Source organism: Gluconobacter cerinus, from assembly GCF_002723935.1.
Lineage (GTDB): Bacteria > Pseudomonadota > Alphaproteobacteria > Acetobacterales > Acetobacteraceae > Gluconobacter > Gluconobacter cerinus.
Genome location: NZ_BEWM01000003.1, coordinates 371523 through 388382, shown reverse-complemented (window position 1 = coordinate 388382; position 16860 = coordinate 371523). Strand labels below are relative to the sequence as shown.

Annotated in this window: 15 protein-coding genes and 1 pseudogene; 8 read left to right on the top strand and 8 right to left on the bottom strand. The window is 52.2% G+C overall.

The genetic code is table 11. The features are described from left to right. Positions 1 to 154: 154 nt before the first annotated feature. The 3 genes from GCE01_RS08970 to GCE01_RS08955 all read left to right on the top strand — a co-directional run bounded on the left by GCE01_RS08970 (position 155) and on the right by GCE01_RS08955 (position 2423). The gene (locus tag GCE01_RS08970; RefSeq protein WP_099212543.1) at positions 155 to 472 is read left to right on the top strand and encodes an autorepressor SdpR family transcription factor; all 318 of its coding nucleotides are present in this window, start codon (positions 155 to 157) and stop codon (positions 470 to 472) included. After that, a complete protein-coding gene (locus GCE01_RS08965; protein ID WP_167386142.1) occupies positions 427 to 1089 on the top strand; it encodes an SdpI family protein in 663 nt (220 codons plus the stop codon). The genes GCE01_RS08970 and GCE01_RS08965 overlap by 46 nt, the downstream gene beginning before the upstream one ends. Positions 1090 to 1838: 749 nt before the next feature. Next, positions 1839 to 2423 (top strand): TetR/AcrR family transcriptional regulator, encoded by a 585-nt coding sequence (locus tag GCE01_RS08955; protein WP_244591146.1) that lies wholly within the window; start codon positions 1839 to 1841, stop codon positions 2421 to 2423. A 258-nt stretch (positions 2424 to 2681) separates the two neighbouring features. Here the strand turns inward: GCE01_RS08955 and GCE01_RS08945 are convergent, their stop codons facing one another. The 4 genes from GCE01_RS08945 to GCE01_RS08925 form a co-directional block, all read right to left on the bottom strand. After that, positions 2682 to 3980, bottom strand: a complete 1299-nt coding sequence (locus GCE01_RS08945; protein WP_099212538.1) for an McrC family protein — start codon at positions 3978 to 3980, stop codon at positions 2682 to 2684. 70 nt (positions 3981 to 4050) lie between these two features. After that, entirely contained in the window at positions 4051 to 6684 is a 2634-nt protein-coding gene (locus tag GCE01_RS17010) for an AAA family ATPase (protein WP_099212537.1), read from the bottom strand. Between the two features lie 769 nt (positions 6685 to 7453). After that, positions 7454 to 8827 (bottom strand): hypothetical protein, encoded by a 1374-nt coding sequence (locus tag GCE01_RS08930; RefSeq protein WP_099212536.1) that lies wholly within the window; start codon positions 8825 to 8827, stop codon positions 7454 to 7456. Between the two features lies 1 nt (position 8828). Then, positions 8829 to 9341 carry a hypothetical protein gene (locus GCE01_RS08925; protein ID WP_211516769.1) on the bottom strand — a complete coding sequence of 171 codons (513 nt, stop codon included), beginning with the start codon at positions 9339 to 9341 and terminating at the stop codon, positions 8829 to 8831. Between the two features lie 350 nt (positions 9342 to 9691). On the opposite strand from GCE01_RS08925, the gene GCE01_RS08920 reads away from it, so the two are divergent. The 4 genes from GCE01_RS08920 to GCE01_RS08905 all read left to right on the top strand — a co-directional run bounded on the left by GCE01_RS08920 (position 9692) and on the right by GCE01_RS08905 (position 12050). Continuing rightward, positions 9692 to 10264: a tyrosine-type recombinase/integrase gene (locus GCE01_RS08920; protein ID WP_099212535.1), complete on the top strand. Its 573-nt coding sequence runs from the start codon at positions 9692 to 9694 to the stop codon at positions 10262 to 10264. A gap of 50 nt (positions 10265 to 10314) precedes the next feature. Then, positions 10315 to 10611 carry a type II toxin-antitoxin system Phd/YefM family antitoxin gene (locus GCE01_RS08915; protein ID WP_099212534.1) on the top strand — a complete coding sequence of 99 codons (297 nt, stop codon included), beginning with the start codon at positions 10315 to 10317 and terminating at the stop codon, positions 10609 to 10611. Beyond that, a complete protein-coding gene (locus GCE01_RS08910) occupies positions 10608 to 10991 on the top strand; it encodes a type II toxin-antitoxin system VapC family toxin (RefSeq protein ID WP_099212533.1) in 384 nt (127 codons plus the stop codon). The genes GCE01_RS08915 and GCE01_RS08910 overlap by 4 nt, the downstream gene beginning before the upstream one ends. Positions 10992 to 11093: 102 nt before the next feature. Beyond that, positions 11094 to 12050 carry an AraC family transcriptional regulator gene (locus tag GCE01_RS08905; RefSeq protein ID WP_244591145.1) on the top strand — a complete coding sequence of 319 codons (957 nt, stop codon included), beginning with the start codon at positions 11094 to 11096 and terminating at the stop codon, positions 12048 to 12050. Positions 12051 to 12594: 544 nt separating this feature from the next. On the opposite strand, the gene GCE01_RS08900 is transcribed toward GCE01_RS08905, so the two are convergent. Continuing rightward, positions 12595 to 13434 carry an enoyl-CoA hydratase/isomerase family protein gene (locus tag GCE01_RS08900; RefSeq protein WP_099212532.1) on the bottom strand — a complete coding sequence of 280 codons (840 nt, stop codon included), beginning with the start codon at positions 13432 to 13434 and terminating at the stop codon, positions 12595 to 12597. Positions 13435 to 13536: 102 nt separating this feature from the next. On the opposite strand from GCE01_RS08900, the gene GCE01_RS08895 reads away from it, so the two are divergent. Further along, positions 13537 to 13899 (top strand): winged helix-turn-helix transcriptional regulator, encoded by a 363-nt coding sequence (locus tag GCE01_RS08895; protein WP_099212531.1) that lies wholly within the window; start codon positions 13537 to 13539, stop codon positions 13897 to 13899. 423 nt (positions 13900 to 14322) lie between these two features. Here the strand turns inward: GCE01_RS08895 and GCE01_RS08890 are convergent. The 3 genes and pseudogenes from GCE01_RS08890 to GCE01_RS08875 all read right to left on the bottom strand — a co-directional run. Next, positions 14323 to 14449 (bottom strand): annotated as a pseudogene (locus GCE01_RS08890) (IS481 family transposase); the annotation flags it as partial. A gap of 154 nt (positions 14450 to 14603) precedes the next feature. Next, positions 14604 to 15314 (bottom strand): ABC transporter permease, encoded by a 711-nt coding sequence (locus tag GCE01_RS08880; RefSeq protein WP_244591144.1) that lies wholly within the window; start codon positions 15312 to 15314, stop codon positions 14604 to 14606. Positions 15315 to 15427: 113 nt separating this feature from the next. Further along, a complete protein-coding gene (locus GCE01_RS08875; protein ID WP_099212530.1) occupies positions 15428 to 16840 on the bottom strand; it encodes a TolC family outer membrane protein in 1413 nt (470 codons plus the stop codon). Positions 16841 to 16860 lie beyond the last annotated feature (20 nt).

Sequence of the window (16860 nt, the reverse complement as noted above, 5' to 3'; positions counted from 1 at the left end):
AGCCTGTCCGCTGCCATTCGTTGAGCAGACAGACTGTTTAGGAGGGTGAACGGAACGTCTGCTTTTAGCTCTTAATAAACGAAAGCGGACTTCGAACCTTAAGAGACGAAAAATTTAGTCGCCTTTTATTCGTTATTTCGCTAAATAACGAATTATGAGTGATGTCTTCAAAGCCCTTGCCGATCCAACGCGTCGCGCCATCCTGGAGATGCTGCGTGACCGGGAAATGACAGCGGGCGAAATCTCGGAGCATTTCACGCTCGCAAAGCCGACCCTGTCCGGTCACTTGACCGTACTCCTTGCGGCCAATCTTGTGCATCGTGAGCGCGTCGGCACCACCCTGATCTATCACCTGAAGCTTTCAGTGCTGGAAGACGCATGGCTTCGTCTGGCGTCTTCCATGCGGCTGGGAGAGGAAACAGACTTATGCAGGACAGATACGGCCCCTTCGTCTCCTTCGCAGTCATCCTGACAACGCTGGCAATCAGCCTGGGTATCCTGTGGATGGCTCCGCCAAATGCTATGGTGCCTGTTCATTTCTCCCGGGAATGGGTTCCGGATCACTTTGTCTCTCCCTTGAAGGGAGTGATCATCTGGATCGGACTTCAGCTCGGATTATGGACCTTGATGTATGGCCTTCCATCCCTCAGGGGCTCCGGCGAAGGTTTTCAGGCCTCTGTGTCCGTCTATGATGCCGTATGGATCACCTTGACGGCCATGCTCGGTATCCTGGCCATCGCATCCATGGAGCAGGCTCTGGGCATCAAAATTGCCATGGGTTCCCTCACTGACATCATGATGGGTGGATTCCTGATTGTTGTCGGCAATGGCCTTGGGAAACTCAGACCCAATACGCTTGTCGGTATCCGGACACCTTGGACGAAAGCCAGCGTCCGGGTCTGGGACCGGACACATCGGGCATCAGGGCCGGTTTTCATTCTTGCTGGTGCTGTTCTGGTCGCAGTCGGGTTTGGGATGTTCGGTACCCACAAAACACACCATACTTATCTGACCGTTGTCCTCTTGCTTGCAGCCTTCTCTTGGGGACTGTCATGGCTTCTTTGGAAGAAAGAACAAAGACCAGGATAAGGCGCTAACATGTCAGAGAAATACCACCCCGCTAAATAGCTTTAGAGGAGACGAGAAAATGTCAAACAATGACGCCACCACTGCTTTCAGCGAAAATAAATATTGGTTTTCTCGTCGCAAAAATGGCTGCGGCATCGCTCAGGACCAGACAAAGAAAGGCAGGTATTTTCTCGCGATTTCCATTTTGACGCTTACGACATCTCCGTTTTTGTTTGCACTTATTGGAAATAGATTTCTTATATTTCTCTACATACCAATGATAATATTTTTCTATGTTTTTTCATTGTAACCGTTATCAACAAGACTGCTCCGTGAGACACGGCCGTAAATATTCGCACTCAATTTCAGATTTCTGAGCACGGTACGTGCTTCCAGCTTGCATACAGCTCTGAGGGAGAAGGTAGAACGTCTGGTATCGCGCGAGAAGAAAAAAACCAGACGTTGGTGGGCCTTGCTCCTCTATCGTCGTGGGGCGGAGCGTTTGCATTGCTCACGGTACTGGCGTTGATTGCTTGGCTCGTATTGAACGGCTCGCCATTGCAAGCGCGATCCAGGCGCCAAGGCCGTATCCCCAGAAGAAAGCAGCCAGGAGAGCACAAATTGCAAATTGCTTTGGGCGCAACATATCAAGTTCTCTCATATGTAGCACCCACTACGTATCTTCCTTATGAAGCGAGTGCTACATAATTCGGATGAAAACGCTGAAATTTCCCTCGCCGTCTGCACCACCATCAAAATCAAGCGATGAGGTGCGGTCCCGCAAAGTCCAGTTTACAAGTATTCTTGCGGACCTGGCACTTGAAGAGGGAATTGCTACGCTTGGTCTCAGAGGTATGGCCGCGAAGATTGGCACAAGCGATCGTATGCTGATCTATTATTTCGGAACAAAAGACCAGCTTATTGTTGATGTCCTTGAACAAGTCAGCACAAGGTTGTCCGCTCTACTTTTGCGGATTAATGATGGTGCTCGCTCGTCACCGGGACAATTTCTCATGCGCGTTCTTGCAATGGTCCATGACCCTGAAATAGCTCCCTTCATGAAGCTATGGACGGAGGTTATAGCTCGAAGCGCACGTGGCGAAACGCCATATGATCGCATTGGACCGGGCGCTGTGAAATCATGGACCGATTGGATAGACAGCAAGCTAGCGCCATCGCCAGGCCACACTGAGACCGGTCGGGCTGCTGCGATTTTAAGCATCGTCGAGGGTGCTGTACTTCTGGAGATGGCAGCCCCAGGAAGCACTAAAGACGTTGCCTGTTTTCTTTCGAAAGCCTTGAATGCGGATTCAAGCGGGTCTGATGAGGTTATTGGAACGGGTTTAAAGCGCTAAGGAATGGTTCAATCCTTGCAGCAGAAAAACGTCCAGCGTCTGCCAAGCGGGGGAAACGGAACGACCACTTTTTGTAAGGCAATCAAGAAACCGGACATGTACATATATGTCCAGCGCAAAAACTTTCACGTCGCTTTGATCGCCTCAATAATCCTTGATACTTTCGGGCAACCTACACTTCCCAACGAAGCTGCCGTAACCAAACCATGGCAAGATCATCAAAACATTCGTCTAGCTGTTGCTTACTAATGTAATTCATCATCGAGAAATGAGCTCTCTTAGTCGCTGTGCAACTGCAGCCGATCCGTGCAAAAGATCGACGCTTGCGATCCGCAAACGCTCATCTCCCGCCATAATGGCATAACTAGCATTCAAAGCATCGGAGCCAAGACCGACATGATGGGGATATAGCAAGAGCAGATCGCGGCACTGATAGAGGCGGGCATACGCCATCATCTGATAGACGTCGGATTGCGAAACGCCGCGTTTCTTATCTTCGGGATTTCGACCAATGAGCTTCCATTTGGTATCTATCACGATCTGGGTCTGTCCATGGTGCTTGATGAGGATGTCAGGTGACGTTTGGAAACGTGCCCGGCCATTCTCGCTTTCTTCCATTAGGCAATAGAGCAATCCACCCTGTAAATGAACCGTCAGCTCGCTACCTTGCAGTGCCTTGCGAGACAAGGTGGCAATATAGGCTTCGAACAGATCGTTCATGGCGAATAACAGAGTGATTCCCTGACCAGCCTTGGCGTCGTGGTTGGTCCCTTGCCATTCGCGTTTCAGGAACAGCTTTGCCAATACGTAGAGTGTTTCCCAACGGCGGCTCGTCCGGTCGATGCGCACTTGGCTCCAAGGCAAAGCATTAATTGGAACATCCCCGACATCCATAAGAAGAAAACGCAGCTCATCAAGTCGTCTCTGCGTTTCCAATACGCGAGCGTAGCGGCGCAGCGTCACAACGCAAGCTTTCATCACACGCAGAAGAGGCGTATCTGGTATCAGAATATCAAACTGGCACGCTAAGCGGTCGGGACGCACTGCATGGTGAGTGAACTGGCGAATGACATCAAGCCGCCCGCGCAGCGTTGCGAGATCTTCCTCTTGTGCGACATAACCGCGGGGCAGGCCACGACGCGCCTCGGCCAAAAAGCGATCAGCAAACAATCGAATCAGGATGTCGAGAAAGGTTTCCTTCTGGCGCGCCATGGCTAGAGCCTGTCCGTCTCCGATTTTGAGCCCGAGCGCCACATCGAGCATAGTAACAAGCCGGGTGCGGAGTGTTTCATCGCTCTCATCTGATGCGGCATCGATTTTAGGCAGAATTTCAAGACTGCATCCCGGGGCGGCAATAACGCCGACAACCTGCTGGGCTCTTATTTCGCTGTAACGATCGACAAGAATATTGCTCCCGAATTGGTTGGCCAGCGCATGTGATCGCGCAGCCCGCAGCAGAGTATTGGCTTGGCTGCGGGTGAAGGACTCCTTCGGCGCGGAGCCGGTGCCATTATAAACGCTCGTCCGTCCCCATTCATGGATAGTCAGATGCGTCATGAATGGAAACGAGCGATAACCCGATCAGTAAGATTGGTCAGCCCTTTGTGAAAAATAAGCATATGGACATTCATGCCTCTGCCTCCTGCAGAAGGTCGGTCGAGGTAAGGCCAAGTTTGCGAGTATAAGCATCGAGACTGAACTCAGACTGAACGAACCAGCTAGGTTTATCCTCACCTTCTCCAACCGGGCATTTGAGTATTCGGCTGCCGATGAAGCCATCGCCAAGCACCGCCTGAATGCGGCTCCAGTCCTCGAAGAAATACTCCTGCAATAACGGGATGACCTTGTCGCGCATGGTATCATGAACCTGCTCAGCAGTTTCACAACCAATGAAGAAGGCATGCCCGATGCGATGTTCCCGGTCGAGCAAATATTCAATGCGATCATTTATGGTGGCCAAAACGTGGGCAAGATTGATCCCTGTCAGCTTACTAGCGGCCGCCAGCAAACTAGGCTCAGGAGCCATTTCCCGGAAATTGAAACGCCGCCGCAATGCCGTATCCAGAAGTGCGATAGAGCGGTCTGCCGTGTTCATTGTTCCGATGATGTGAAGGTTGGCAGGAACGGAAAACTGCCGTTTTGAATAGGGCAAAGACACCGAAAGCGCGTTTTCCATACCTGCCCGCTTGTCAGGCTCCAGCAGCGTGATGAGTTCACCAAAGACCTTCGACACATTGGCACGGTTGATTTCGTCGATAATGAGAACGTGCGGTAACGGATCGCCTTCCGTGCCCTGACCACCGCTTTCTGAAATCAGTCGTGCAATCAGGGCCCGGTTGAGTTCCGCGCCCTTAAGCCGGTAAAGCGTTTTTTGGATAAACTTTGGAGGGTACAATTCGCTGACCTCCAGACCGTCCTTGTTGTGCCATAGCCATCGCACTTTCCTACGATGGCAGTACCGGCCATCGGGACGAGGCGCATATTCGTATTCGCCCTCGACAATTCCAATGGCCCTGAACCTATAATTGCCCTTGGAGATAATGAGAATATCGCCGATTTGCAGCTGATTGCGGAATACATCGGGCGATTGCACGATACCCTTGTTCGGGGTGACGTCCTCATCGGGAAATTGCTTTTTCACCTCTGAGAATATTTCTTCCCGATCCGAAAAACGCGGGTTGGTCCAGTCGATGTCGCGAAAGCCGAAAAGGCAGTAATTATTCTTGATAGATTCCGTAAAAACAAAATCATCAGCTGAATCAGCGACCTCTCCCAGCGACATTTTGTAAACCGCTCGATCAACGACATTCAAAGGCTCGCTGCCTACAACAAGACTCCCTGTTTCTGCACGTTCTGCGATCAGTCGGAAAATGCCCGGCTCTGGTTGCAGATGGAATCCAACAGATTCCCCGTCGTTGTTCCCAATGGGTACAGGGCGAAGACCCTCAACAAAGTCTTCGTAGCCATAGTTTTGGTGAAAAGTAACAAAGGCAATCCTCTTGTCGGCGACCAGTTCATTGTACCGCGCCATCAGAGCAGAGCGACCTTCTTTGGTTTCCGGATCGCTGGCGGTGCCATCACACAGCTTCACCGCTTCCAGTGCCGTGTTATAGGTTTTTCCGGTGCCAGGCGGCCCGTAAAGTATCAGATTGGTTGGCATGCTCATGTCTGTGCTTCCGGAGCTTGCCTGGTTAGGCTGGCTATATTCATCGGGCCACTTACCTTGACGCTCCGGCCGATTTTCTTGCCAGCTTCGGATGACTGGCTCAGCATCGGCAATAATTCGTTCAAATCGTTCAGCGCCATTCTCATCAAGGGGGTAATCCCCCGCCAGACCAAGCGAATTACTCTGGTGCGTGAACTGCAGGAATGGTTCCGTCATTCTGCACAGTAATGCACCGAGCGTACCCTCGGCCTGTCTAAGCTGAGACGATTTTCGTCCGAACCGGGTCTGCGGAATGTCGGTCTGGTACCAGTCAAGCCCGACCGCATGAACGGCTTGCGCCATCCGGCAAAATGCAGCCCGCTGTTCGCGGGTCCAGTCAGGGCGCCTGGCGCGAAATTCTGGATTACCATCGAACCGCGCAAGGATCTGTTCGTCACCAGGCGATACCCCCTGTTCTTGACTGGGGAGCAGAATGAAACGGTAAACCATGTTACCGCCGCGCTCGCGGACAGGGCCTGAAAGGATCTCAGGCTCACCCAGGTTCGCCGCGTTACGAAATTTCTTGCCTGCGATCGTCTGACACACGTTGGGCATCTGGTTGGTCAGGTCAAGTTCCTTGTGAACATCTCCCGCCCGGATTGTGACAAGGTGGTCGCCGCGCTGGCGAGCAGGGGCGATATAGTGCGCGATCAAGTGTTGGCGGATACGCTCAGCGAGAACTTCCTTGCTACCAAATCGCCGGTTTTCGACCTCGTAGCCCAAGCGACGAAATTCGGTATGAATTGCTCCGCCTTTAGTGTCCCGGAACGTATCGCGCTGGTCTCTAACAGTCAGATTGGGGTTCCCGGGAATTGAACTATAGGCAACTAAAAATACCGCTTTGGCCGGATAACGTTGCTGTTCGCCCGGACGGAAAACGACGTAATCGAAATTCGCCGCAAACCCGTGTTGGCGCATAAACGCGTCACTGCTTTGATCAAATTCACGCATGACCGTTTCCACGGACTCACGTGTCAGACTAGGGGTCTCCTTGGTCAACGGCACGCCAGGCCCAGGACGCCTTTCTAAGCCGGCACGGAATTCAGCCTCGCGCATGGACACATCTCCTTGTGTTGGGAACTCCGGGGCTAACCGGTTTTCCCTTGTCACGTCCCGGGTGCTTGCTAGCGAATGGCTGTTTAGAATACTCGCACAACCACAATAAATCAAAGCGATGCAAGATAGTCAGCGCACCACGTCCTTCGGGGAAACTGCGGGTCATAACTTCACGGTTTCTCGCTAGTCCACCCACATCCACCCTGCTGATCAATTTGGCAAACAGATCTGGATCTTTAAAGCGTTCCACGTGTCGAATTCTGATGGCCTCCGCACACGAAGTAAACAAAGTATCTGGCCCAGCAGAAGCTCCTGCATCTAGTGCCCAGAATGCTCTGAAGGCTTCGATGTCACGTGCACTATTAGGCATCCAACTGCCGACGGATAACTTTAGCTTCGCCGCATGACTGCGAATCGATTTCCAACGTTATCATCCCCCTATTTGCACAGAGCCACCATTTACATCGAATTGTGCTTGCAGGATGACGTTAACAGGCTTGGGATGACGGTAAAGAGGGCATTCCGCCTATCTTCTCTTGTATCATTGAGCGGACAGGCAGATCAGGGGGGGGGGGAGGCGGTCAGTCTACTTTGAGGCGAAAAACATGCAGAACGGACTGCCCGTCAATCCCGGCGGGTCCGACAAGGACATTGGGTCAGGATTTGACCCGCAACTAAACGGTCAACCGTAATGCCGTCAGACTGGTGGCCTGGCGAAAAAGTAGTTTATCAAGCTCAGAAAACTGTTCGAACGAGGAGACCGTTTCTCTCACTGAGAAATCGGCAGTTGTCCGGCTCGGCCGCCCAAGCCATCAATTTTAGAGACAAGATTTTCCAGTTCGGAAATTTCTTTTGCCTCAACTTCGCTCCAAAGATTCAAATGACGCTGTAATAATGACCACTTGAGAGCGTGAAATCCATTCCAAGTCAGTCCCATCCAAGAAGCGTAATTCGCGTTTAAAATATTACCCGTGACGTATATTTTTCCAGCGTTGACTGCACTGCTTGCACCATAAGAGATTGCCAACATAATTCGAAAACGAGGATTAATTCTCGCCGGCATTGTATCTAGGATGGTTTCTCCAAATGATGCTCCGTGAATTTTCATCTGTTTAATAGTATAGAATACCCTCACCAATGTTTCCATTATCAGCATTGGTACGCTGGTAGCTGCAAATTGCCGGAAGTCGTATCCATTTGCAAACATCCACTCAATTTGTCGGCCAAAATTCGAATCTCCTACCGGAACTTTTTCGAACATTCGTAACAAACCCATGAATGGAGCAGGCAGACCCATCCCACGATTACCATTGGCTGTGGGGGCATTAACATCAGACAGTAGATGACCTAACATGCGTCCTATTAGCTGAAATAAGTTTCCTTCAGACGTTCCTTTCAAACTCGGAATGCTGAGTATTTTTCCATCAACAACAGTAGTACACGTACCATTTATCATGTCGAATATGCCGAAAAATAGTCCCAGTAATGGATCGTGAGCCAACGATCTCAAGCGATGATTTGTGGGATTTAATACTTTATCAGGTGCACCAATAAGATCGGTAATTATAGATGTGTCCGGGGCGCCGATAGGAAATTTTTTACTTAATTTTTTGCTGATATCAGGCGGTATTATCTTATTGAATGCTTCCTGCACGCCACGGTTGAACAGGCCATCAACATGACGACTAAAGTCCGCTGTAGGCTTGAGTGGTGCAGAGACAAAAAATATATCTAGCATTGCTGCGAATAAACCGCAGCTAGAAGCAATAGCATAGTCCCAGCCATCTAGACCATAACGTCGATTGAACTCCATTACGTGAGCATCAACTCTCTTCTCCGCCTCAGCAAAATCCTGAATACTGAGAATATCTTCCAGCCCCAACGGGGCGGGATATTGGGCTTCGGCTTCAGCGAAAATTTGATCTAGAGGAGTGGTCTGCAACGGGACGAAAACGGGTTCATCGGAAGCATCAGGAGGATTATGGTGTTTCGTATTGTCAAAATTTTTTTCGCCTATATCTATATTTTCTAGCAAACTACGAAGATCAGATAAGGATGATTTTATTTGATCATGAGATTGCTCTATATTTTTCGATCTATTTTGAAGATATTTTATTCCCTTAATTTCTTGTTGATACGGCATATTACTCGCTGGCCTTTTTTCTGCTGAGGGTATCAATAACCGCCTTAATGCTTGCGATTTCCTCTTTAAAAAACTCGGCATTGGCTATTAGGCGGCTTTGTATGTCGTAAAGTCGGCCAATTGCTTGCCCTAGAGCCGCTGCTAGTTTTGCACTCTTGTAGCGTTTTGCCACCCCATAACCAATCACGCCCAAGACAGCGACCGGCGCGGCTAGAACCCCTATTCCGGCCACCATACCGCCTCCTACTACCGCTCCTGCTGTCGCTAGTCCGGAGGTAATACCCGCAGCTGATAAACCCGAGTATCCTAAAGCGGAAAGAGCGGCTAGAGAGCCTGCACCACCAATACCTGCACCTACCGCCGTCGCCAGCCCCTCTGTTACGCCAGGGTAATCTTTTTCTAACTTATCAAGAATTGACTTTACTTCAGCCCCGGCCGTTTCTTTGATATTGCTTATTTCTTCGTCACTTAGTGTCGCTGACAAGACATCCTCCTTCGCAATAAAAAGAAACATTCTTCTGAGAGAAATTTCTTGTCAATAGCCTAAACTGTGGCGGGATTGGGGTAGGCAATTTTATGTAAGCCGTGAGCTACGTCCGCTGTACGGGAGCGCGTGTCCAAGCGTCAACGTCCGATATGAGGGCGTAAGCGGACCTGCTGCTCACGCCTTCATGTCGGTAATAAGCGGAGCCGTTCAAGCTTCCGGAAAGCGGACGGTCTGCAACGTCCTCGTTATCCGCCGATATCCTCGTTCAAACTTCTGATTGCTGCATGTGCAGCTGATCAGGAGGACATATCATGGAGAAGAAAACTCGTTTTCCATCGCCTACGTTAAAAGCGTCCGTGCCTTGAAACACAGGAAAAATGGTTGGCGCCAAGAGGGCGCTCAAAGAAAAGCACGTCTGGGCTATTCGGTTCTGGCTGGGGAGCGAACAGCGTATCAGAGACAAGGCTCTGTTTGATCTTGCTCTCGATAGCAAGCTCAGAGGCTGCGACCTTGTCAGCCTTTGTATCGGAGACCTCGTGATCAGCGGTCAGGTGCGCCACCGAGCTATGGTTGTCCACCAAAAAACCCGGCGGCCTGTGCAGTTCGAGATTACGCAAACAACGCGAGAAAGCGTGCGGGCGTGGCTGGAGCATCGAGGTGGTGGCTTGAATGAGTATGTTTTTCCTAGCCGCCAAAGCGCCAAAGCTCACCTGAGCACAAGGCAATACGCCCGGCTTCTGGATCAATGGGTTCAGGCGGTAGGACTGATCCCCGGGGAATATGGAACTCATTCGCTCCGCCGAACCAAGGTTGCCATGATTTACAAACGAACCGGCAACATCCGGGCCGTGCAGATCCTGCTAGGCCATTCAAAACTGGATAGTACAGTTCAGTACCTTGGGGTTGATGTCGAGGACGCGCTGGCACTGTCGGAAGCCACTGACCTCTGAAATCGAATAGGCATCAGGAATTCTCTATCTCCTCCTTCTGTGTACATGGTATGATGACACACAAGGAGGAGACCATGAGCGAGCATCTCTCAGATAACGCGCCAATCCCACAGAAAATCGGTGTTCGGGAGTTCCGGGGAAACCTGACAGCGTATCTGCGTCAGGTTAGACAGGGCCGTACGATCCTCGTGACGTCTCACGATCAGGTCGTTGCTGAACTGCGTCCGCCAGCTCCTTCCTATCGCCCCCGTCGTCAACCCGGCGCATTACGAGGGCGGATCAGAATGAGCGAAGATTTTGATCAGACACCTCTCGACGTTCTTGAAAGTATGGAACGCGACCTGTGAAGGTTTTACTCGATACGCATGCGTTGCTCTGGTGGCTTTCGGACTCCGACCGACTGGGTGAGCATGCACGGGAAATCATTGCAGATCCGGCCCACGATCTTCTGGTGAGTATCGTGTCACTGTGGGAGATTGCGATCAAAATCCGTATCGGAAAGCTGGATGCGAATATGAACGATATTCTGGCAGCCATTCCTGAGGAAGGTTTCTCTCTGCTGCCAATACAGCCCGAACACTTGCAGATCCTGATGTCTTTGCCTCTGCATCATCGTGATCCGTTTGACCATCTCCTGATGGCGCAGGCGGAAGCTGAACACGCCACATTTCTTTCGGAAGACGGGCAAATGGATCACTATCCCATCAAGCGAATGCGTTGTTCCTGAATGCAGAAACTGCCGTCAGAATAATACCGCTTTATCTCGGATGCTCCACTTCGACACTTCAAGCGCCAGAAGCTCTCATGCCAGAGTGTATCGAGTAGTCTCATGTCGAACCGCAAGATCGGTCGGGCGGTCTTTGCAGCTACATGTCTAGATACTGTCGCCACGATGGAGCCCATAGTGACGCCAGCACTCCAAACCTACCATGCCAGAATGAGGCGGGTGCTCGATCATATCGAATGTCATCTCGACGATCAGCTGGACCTGGAAGCATTAAGTAAGGTCGCAGCATTCTCGAAGTTCCATTTCCACCGGCAATTCACGGCGATCTTCGGACTGTCAGTTCATCGTTACATTCAACTTAGTCGAATGAAGCGCGCTTCGTTTCGGCTGGCCTATCGTGATGATCAGAGTGTCACGCAGATCGCTATGGATGCCGGTTACGACGCCCCGGATGCTTTTGCCCGTACTTTTCGGCAACGGTTCGGGCAGTCGCCGTCATCGTTCCGAAAATCTCCTGAATGGGAGCCGTGGCTTAAGGCCTTCGAGCCTCTCATCAATGCGAGGAACAAGCGCATGCAACAGATTTTCAATACAAGTGATGTGACCATTAGAGAGGGGTCACCCATTCGGGTGGCAATCATGGAGCATCGTGGACCTCCCGCCACGATCGGGACGACTATTCAGCGGTTTATCAGATGGCGAAAAGCGGTCGGGCTTGTGCCGCGGAATAGCGAGACGTTCAACATATTCCGTTGTGACCCGCGGGCTACAAGCCCGAGCGATTACAGACTGGATTTATGCGTTGGGACTGAACGGGTCTTCGAAGCAGGCAATGAGGGCATTATGTCCAGCACCATTCCAGGCGGGAGGTGCGCCGTCTTGCGGGTCGTAGGTAATACCGACGATCTGGAAAACGCGGCTCTCTATCTTTACCGCGACTGGCTTCCGCAAAGCGGGGAGGAAGCCCGCGACTTCCCCCTCTACTGCCAGCGCATCACATTCTTTCCAGAGGTGCCCGAGCACGAAGCGATCGCAGACCTCTTTCTGCCGCTCAGATAGAGGACTGGAATGGCCGCCTGTACCTCCCAGGCGATAAGCGGTTGGCACAAAATCCCTGTCGGTTTAACCGAAATGGAGCACACAGGCTTTAGTCGCTCTCACCTTAGACCTTTGAAACCGTGAAGTGCTTTTCCGAAACCGGGCGTCGTCAGATGCTTGAGTTGAGCGAAAGAATGTTCAAAATTTATGTGCCTGGGCTGGTTTTCTCTGGTCACGATGGTGCTGAGCCTTGAGTTGGTTTCGGCATCATTTCGCGGTGCCGAGGTTGGATTAATCGCTGCACGGGAATTACCTTTATGGCGCTTGGCATTCGTTTCATGACTGAGTGCACACCCGGCTAGGGATGCACCTTCATGACACGCAGACAGCAACCGGCAGTGATGTGTCGGCACACCAAAGCGTACTGTCGCGCATCGTCTAACGCTTTTATTTCGACTGTCAGCGGCTCTGCTTTCGATCTTTCAAAAGATGCCTGCATGTGCAAGATTAAGCAGAGAGTGGCGGCACAAGTTCCTGTCGCTCCGCCAGCAGGATATGTCTTGTGCTATTGGAGTTCCGTTGCCAGTTCACGGAGCATAACTTCAATTTTACGTTCTACTTCGGGCGTTTGCGCTCCCCGCTTCAGGCCTCCAAGAAGCAGTTGTCCCGCTGGGGGCTGTGTGAACAGGCTTGCCCAAGCCGTATTTTCACTTTCTAAGCCCGCGCCGTAGTCGTCTGCTGGCACGACGCGCTTGGCTGCCGCAATAACGCCATCGGGTAGCGCGGCAATATTCTGCGCTAGATTATCCACAAATGCGCCAATCGTGTCGGCTGGTATGGCACGGTTAATCCAGCCATACCGCTCAGCCGTTTGCGCGTCGAATAAATCGGCCCCAAGGAGGATCTCGAGTGCTTTGTTTCGTCCTACGCGGTGCCGCAAATATTGTGTTCCGGCCCCACCTGGAACAATGCCCATCAGGGCTTCGGGTTGACCGAGTGCCCCGCGACCGATCGCGGCAAAGCTCATATCGGCTGCAGCAACAAACTCAGCGCCGCCCCCTCTGGCCACTCCCTCAAGCTGAACAATTGTGACTTGTGGGAGACGACGAACACGCTCAGAGAGGGTTTGGAACGGGTTGAGGCCCGGGAGAGCAAAGGCAGCTAGCGTCTCAAAAGCCTTTGGATCTTCGGCAATTGTCATATCGACATGTGCAATGAAAAAATCCGGATTGGCACTGTCGAAAATAACGACTTTGATTGTTTCGTCGTCCTTTACGTTTTCAAGGAAGGATGTCAACTCAGCCATCATCTGGAGCGAGAGGACATTGACCGGGTCATTGTCGATCGTGACACGGGCGATGCCGCCTTGGGCCGAGATAATAATTGTTTTGTAGAAAGCAGACATGCGGAACTCCGATTTCCGTGAAAAGGGCATTCTTTAAGTATTCATAAGATACTTAGTGTCAATTACGCACTTTGCGTATACTAGGGATGCAGGAGCATACCGATGGATGATATGATTGACCCCCACTTCAGGGTAGATTGCCCAAGTCGACAAATTCTTGATCAGATCGCCGACAAATGGTCGATGATGGCGCTGTTCGTACTGAGAGAGCCAAAGCGGTTTAACGAAATAAAGCGTCGGCTTGGCGGCATAACCCAACGCGTACTGACCCAAACTCTTCGTAAGCTCGAACGCAATGGTATGATTACCCGCCGTGTATTGCCCGGATCCCCACTCGGCGTCGAATATGCCTTGACCCCTCTGGGACACTCGTTGGAGGGGCCTTTCTCAGTGTTATACGGATGGACAATTGAGAACATGGAGATGATCAATGCTGCTCAATCTACCTACGATGGCCGAGCTTAATCGGGTTCATTTGTGGCGATGTGCGCCTTGTGGATAGAAGTGAACGAAAGCAGTCTGTCCGCTCGTTCCCAAAAAATGCTGGCTGCAAGCTCAACGGAAACCAGATGGAATGGCCGTTATCGCCTGATTGTGCTGAAAAAGTCAGGTTGAGGTGTCTGCTCAGGATTTTGTATGCAATTGGGAATGAGAATTCCTCATGATTACAGCGCTCTATACGTTATGATATCGAACCTAAATGTTGAGTGGAAACTCCAGCGGGACTTTTTCAACACAATCGCCTCGTGGCGGTCGTTCAGGCAGATGGAATAGTTCCCCGAACCGGACATTGAATTTCTTTCTTGTCAAAACATTATAGTCGTGTGGCATCTGCAAAATGCAGCAGATCAACGCGTGGCTTCTCGCTAGTGGTTTAATGGGTTGGATTTTCGCCGCTGTTTTCGGGTTGATCCCGAACTCCTCGCTCAGCGCCAAGAGCGAAGCCTGCGATCGCTGTAGTGGCTGCTCGCACGGCGTGCGTAGTCGTGGTGCTCCCATGACGTATCTGTCCCATAAGGCTTCCTTCCACTCACGTGAAAATATCACACCACCAACCCCCGGGACTAAACACCCAGAAAGATGCCCTGCTAGGTACATCAATGGATTCCGCAGCGTTGAGCGTGCTCCTTTAACGAAGCTGCTGGGGGAGATGTGACCCGCCACGGATCTTACCAGGTGATAAGCGGCGCTTTGCGCAGCCAGGTATCCGCGATGAGTTGCTGCACGACGAAATCGGCGACATCGGCGCGCGCGATCGTCCAGTCGAGCGCGCTGGCCCGGATTGCCTCTTCTTGGCGATCCTTGTCTTCATAGACCTTTCGCAGCATCAGCGGCAGGAACAGACAATCATAGAGGAAGCCGCCATGGCCTCGGCTGTCGCCGGCCCCCATGCCAGTGATACAAACCAGCCTGTGGACATCGTGCTGCGCCAGAATGCCGCTTACGATCGCTTCCGTCTGACCATTATCGATCCGCAGGCGCTTTGCCAAAGCCTGTTCGGTCCCGAAATATTTACGAGCCATATCCGTCGAAATGACGACCTTCCCCGGACCGTCCAGCGCAGTAGAGCTATCCCCGGCAAGGAGGGGAAATTTGAAGACGGAAAAGAAAGCGGGGTCCGTCAGCGTTACTTTTTCCTGTGACAGAGTCAGCCCCGCCCGAACAACCAGCGGTTCTTGCAGCATCCGTATGGCTGCTCCAATTTCGGGAAAATCCTGCTTAAGGAATGGGAAAGGAACAAAACTGACGTCATCGCTTTCGGACGACGCATGACCCGTAGGTCGAAATACTCCGTTCAGAACATAAAGGTGGGAAACATTAGGAACGCTGGCGTCGTAGCTATTTTCGTAACGCACGATCAGTGCCATCGTAAGGAACACGGCAATGCCGAGTGCGAGGCCCGCGAGATTGAGAAATGTATAGCGTTTCTGACCGGTAAGAGTACGCTAGGTGGCTCTGGGAGTATCGGCGAACATAATCAGGCTCTCCTTTCTTACCAGCCAGCCTTGTCGATAGCGGAGATTGGCGCCTGAAGAGGTTCCCAGCCGCGTGTCCGCGCATGCTGAAATTTTGCCGCAGCGTCATAATGAGGCATTCCGGGTAGGAGATCATCACTCTGAAGCCGCCCCATCGCGGCAAGAAGTGTTGCTTCTGCGACGATGGTATCATGACGACTGCTGGCGAGTTCCACCTGGGCTGACCGCAGGTTCTGATCGGCATAAAGGACGTCGGTCGTGCTCCGCAGACCGTAGCCATATTCGATCTGGTATCCCTTGAGAGACGTTTCACCGGATTTGACTTCGGCAATTCCGGCACTGATAGCCTGTAATCCGTTTTCAACGGCATGCCAGTTGGTTGCCACGTCCTGAAGCGCGGTCCGCCGCGCGAGTTCAATGTTCTCCCGGGCCTGTTCGTCTATGTTCCGAGCCTGCCGGATCTGGGAGTTGTACAGATCTCCGTTGTAGAGGGGCTGGACGAGTTGCACGACGCCAGTCACCTGTTCGCCATACTGTCCACCCCGGAACGGTGAGGCGGGACCGATCGTTCCGAAAGTGCCCTGAACCTGAATTTGTGGCCCCCACTGTGAGCGGGCGGTGTCGATGTCGGCAGACGTGGCTTTCTTTGTTTCCTGCATCTGGGCGAGCTGTGGATTAAGTGTAAGCGCAGTTTTCAGCGCCTGATCGAGCGTTGCAGGCAGGCCCGGCAGGCTATCTGGCATTGTGAGTTCACTGGGATCTGCGCCAATAACTGCGCGAAACTGGGCCACGGATGCGGCAAGCGTGGCCTGAGCCTGTGTAACGGCAACCTCTGCTGACCGTCGGCGCGTCTCCGCCTGCTCGACATCGGTGCGCGTGACCTGTTCGGAGGGCTGTCCGCCGAGATTGTAACGCGAGGTTGTCAACTGGACCTGCCTTGTCAGCATCTCCAGATCTGCCCGACGGACGTCGAGAATGTTTCGGTCTCGCAATACATTCATGTAGGCCGTGACGACATTGGTGAAGACCTGCGCCTCGACGAGCCTCAACTGATGCTGCTCCGCCTCGGAGCGGGCGTCCGCTGCACGGACCTGATTGGCGACATGGCCGAATGAATACAGCGTCTGCTTGGCCGATACATAACCTTCAGCAGAGTTGGACGTATAGGAGCCAAGCGCAAAGGCGCTGGTGTATGGCCCCTGTTGATAGGAAGCATCCATGTTCAGCTGAACGGTGGGCCTCCAGCCTGACCTGGCTCGCGCTGAGTTTTCGGTAATGGCGCGCTGATTGGCCTGCTCACCCCGCAGTGTCGGATTGCTTCGGTAGGCGAGAGCCAAAGCTTCCTGCAACGTTTGAGCATCTGCAATGGCTGGTAAAGCAGCCGTGGACGCGACCAGCAGGGCAAGAACGAGGGGCGTGCTGTGTCTCATGATCGGGCAGAGTCCTGAGT

Bases quoted from the DNA above. Each gene is read 5' to 3' on its own strand.
- GCE01_RS08970 (WP_099212543.1), top strand. From the start codon at position 155: ATGAGTGATGTCTTCAAAGCCCTTGCCGATCCAACGCGTCGCGCCATC.
- GCE01_RS08965 (WP_167386142.1), top strand. From the start codon at position 427: ATGCAGGACAGATACGGCCCCTTCGTCTCCTTCGCAGTCATCCTGACA.
- GCE01_RS08945 (WP_099212538.1), bottom strand. From the start codon at position 3,980: ATGACGCATCTGACTATCCATGAATGGGGACGGACGAGCGTTTATAAT.
- GCE01_RS17010 (WP_099212537.1), bottom strand. From the start codon at position 6,684: ATGCGCGAGGCTGAATTCCGTGCCGGCTTAGAAAGGCGTCCTGGGCCT.
- GCE01_RS08930 (WP_099212536.1), bottom strand. From the start codon at position 8,827: ATGCCGTATCAACAAGAAATTAAGGGAATAAAATATCTTCAAAATAGA.
- GCE01_RS08925 (WP_211516769.1), bottom strand. From the start codon at position 9,341: ATGTTTCTTTTTATTGCGAAGGAGGATGTCTTGTCAGCGACACTAAGT.
- GCE01_RS08920 (WP_099212535.1), top strand. From the start codon at position 9,692: ATGGTTGGCGCCAAGAGGGCGCTCAAAGAAAAGCACGTCTGGGCTATT.
- GCE01_RS08915 (WP_099212534.1), top strand. From the start codon at position 10,315: ATGATGACACACAAGGAGGAGACCATGAGCGAGCATCTCTCAGATAAC.
- GCE01_RS08905 (WP_244591145.1), top strand. From the start codon at position 11,094: ATGTCGAACCGCAAGATCGGTCGGGCGGTCTTTGCAGCTACATGTCTA.
- GCE01_RS08900 (WP_099212532.1), bottom strand. From the start codon at position 13,434: ATGTCTGCTTTCTACAAAACAATTATTATCTCGGCCCAAGGCGGCATC.
- GCE01_RS08895 (WP_099212531.1), top strand. From the start codon at position 13,537: ATGGATGATATGATTGACCCCCACTTCAGGGTAGATTGCCCAAGTCGA.
- GCE01_RS08875 (WP_099212530.1), bottom strand. From the start codon at position 16,840: ATGAGACACAGCACGCCCCTCGTTCTTGCCCTGCTGGTCGCGTCCACG.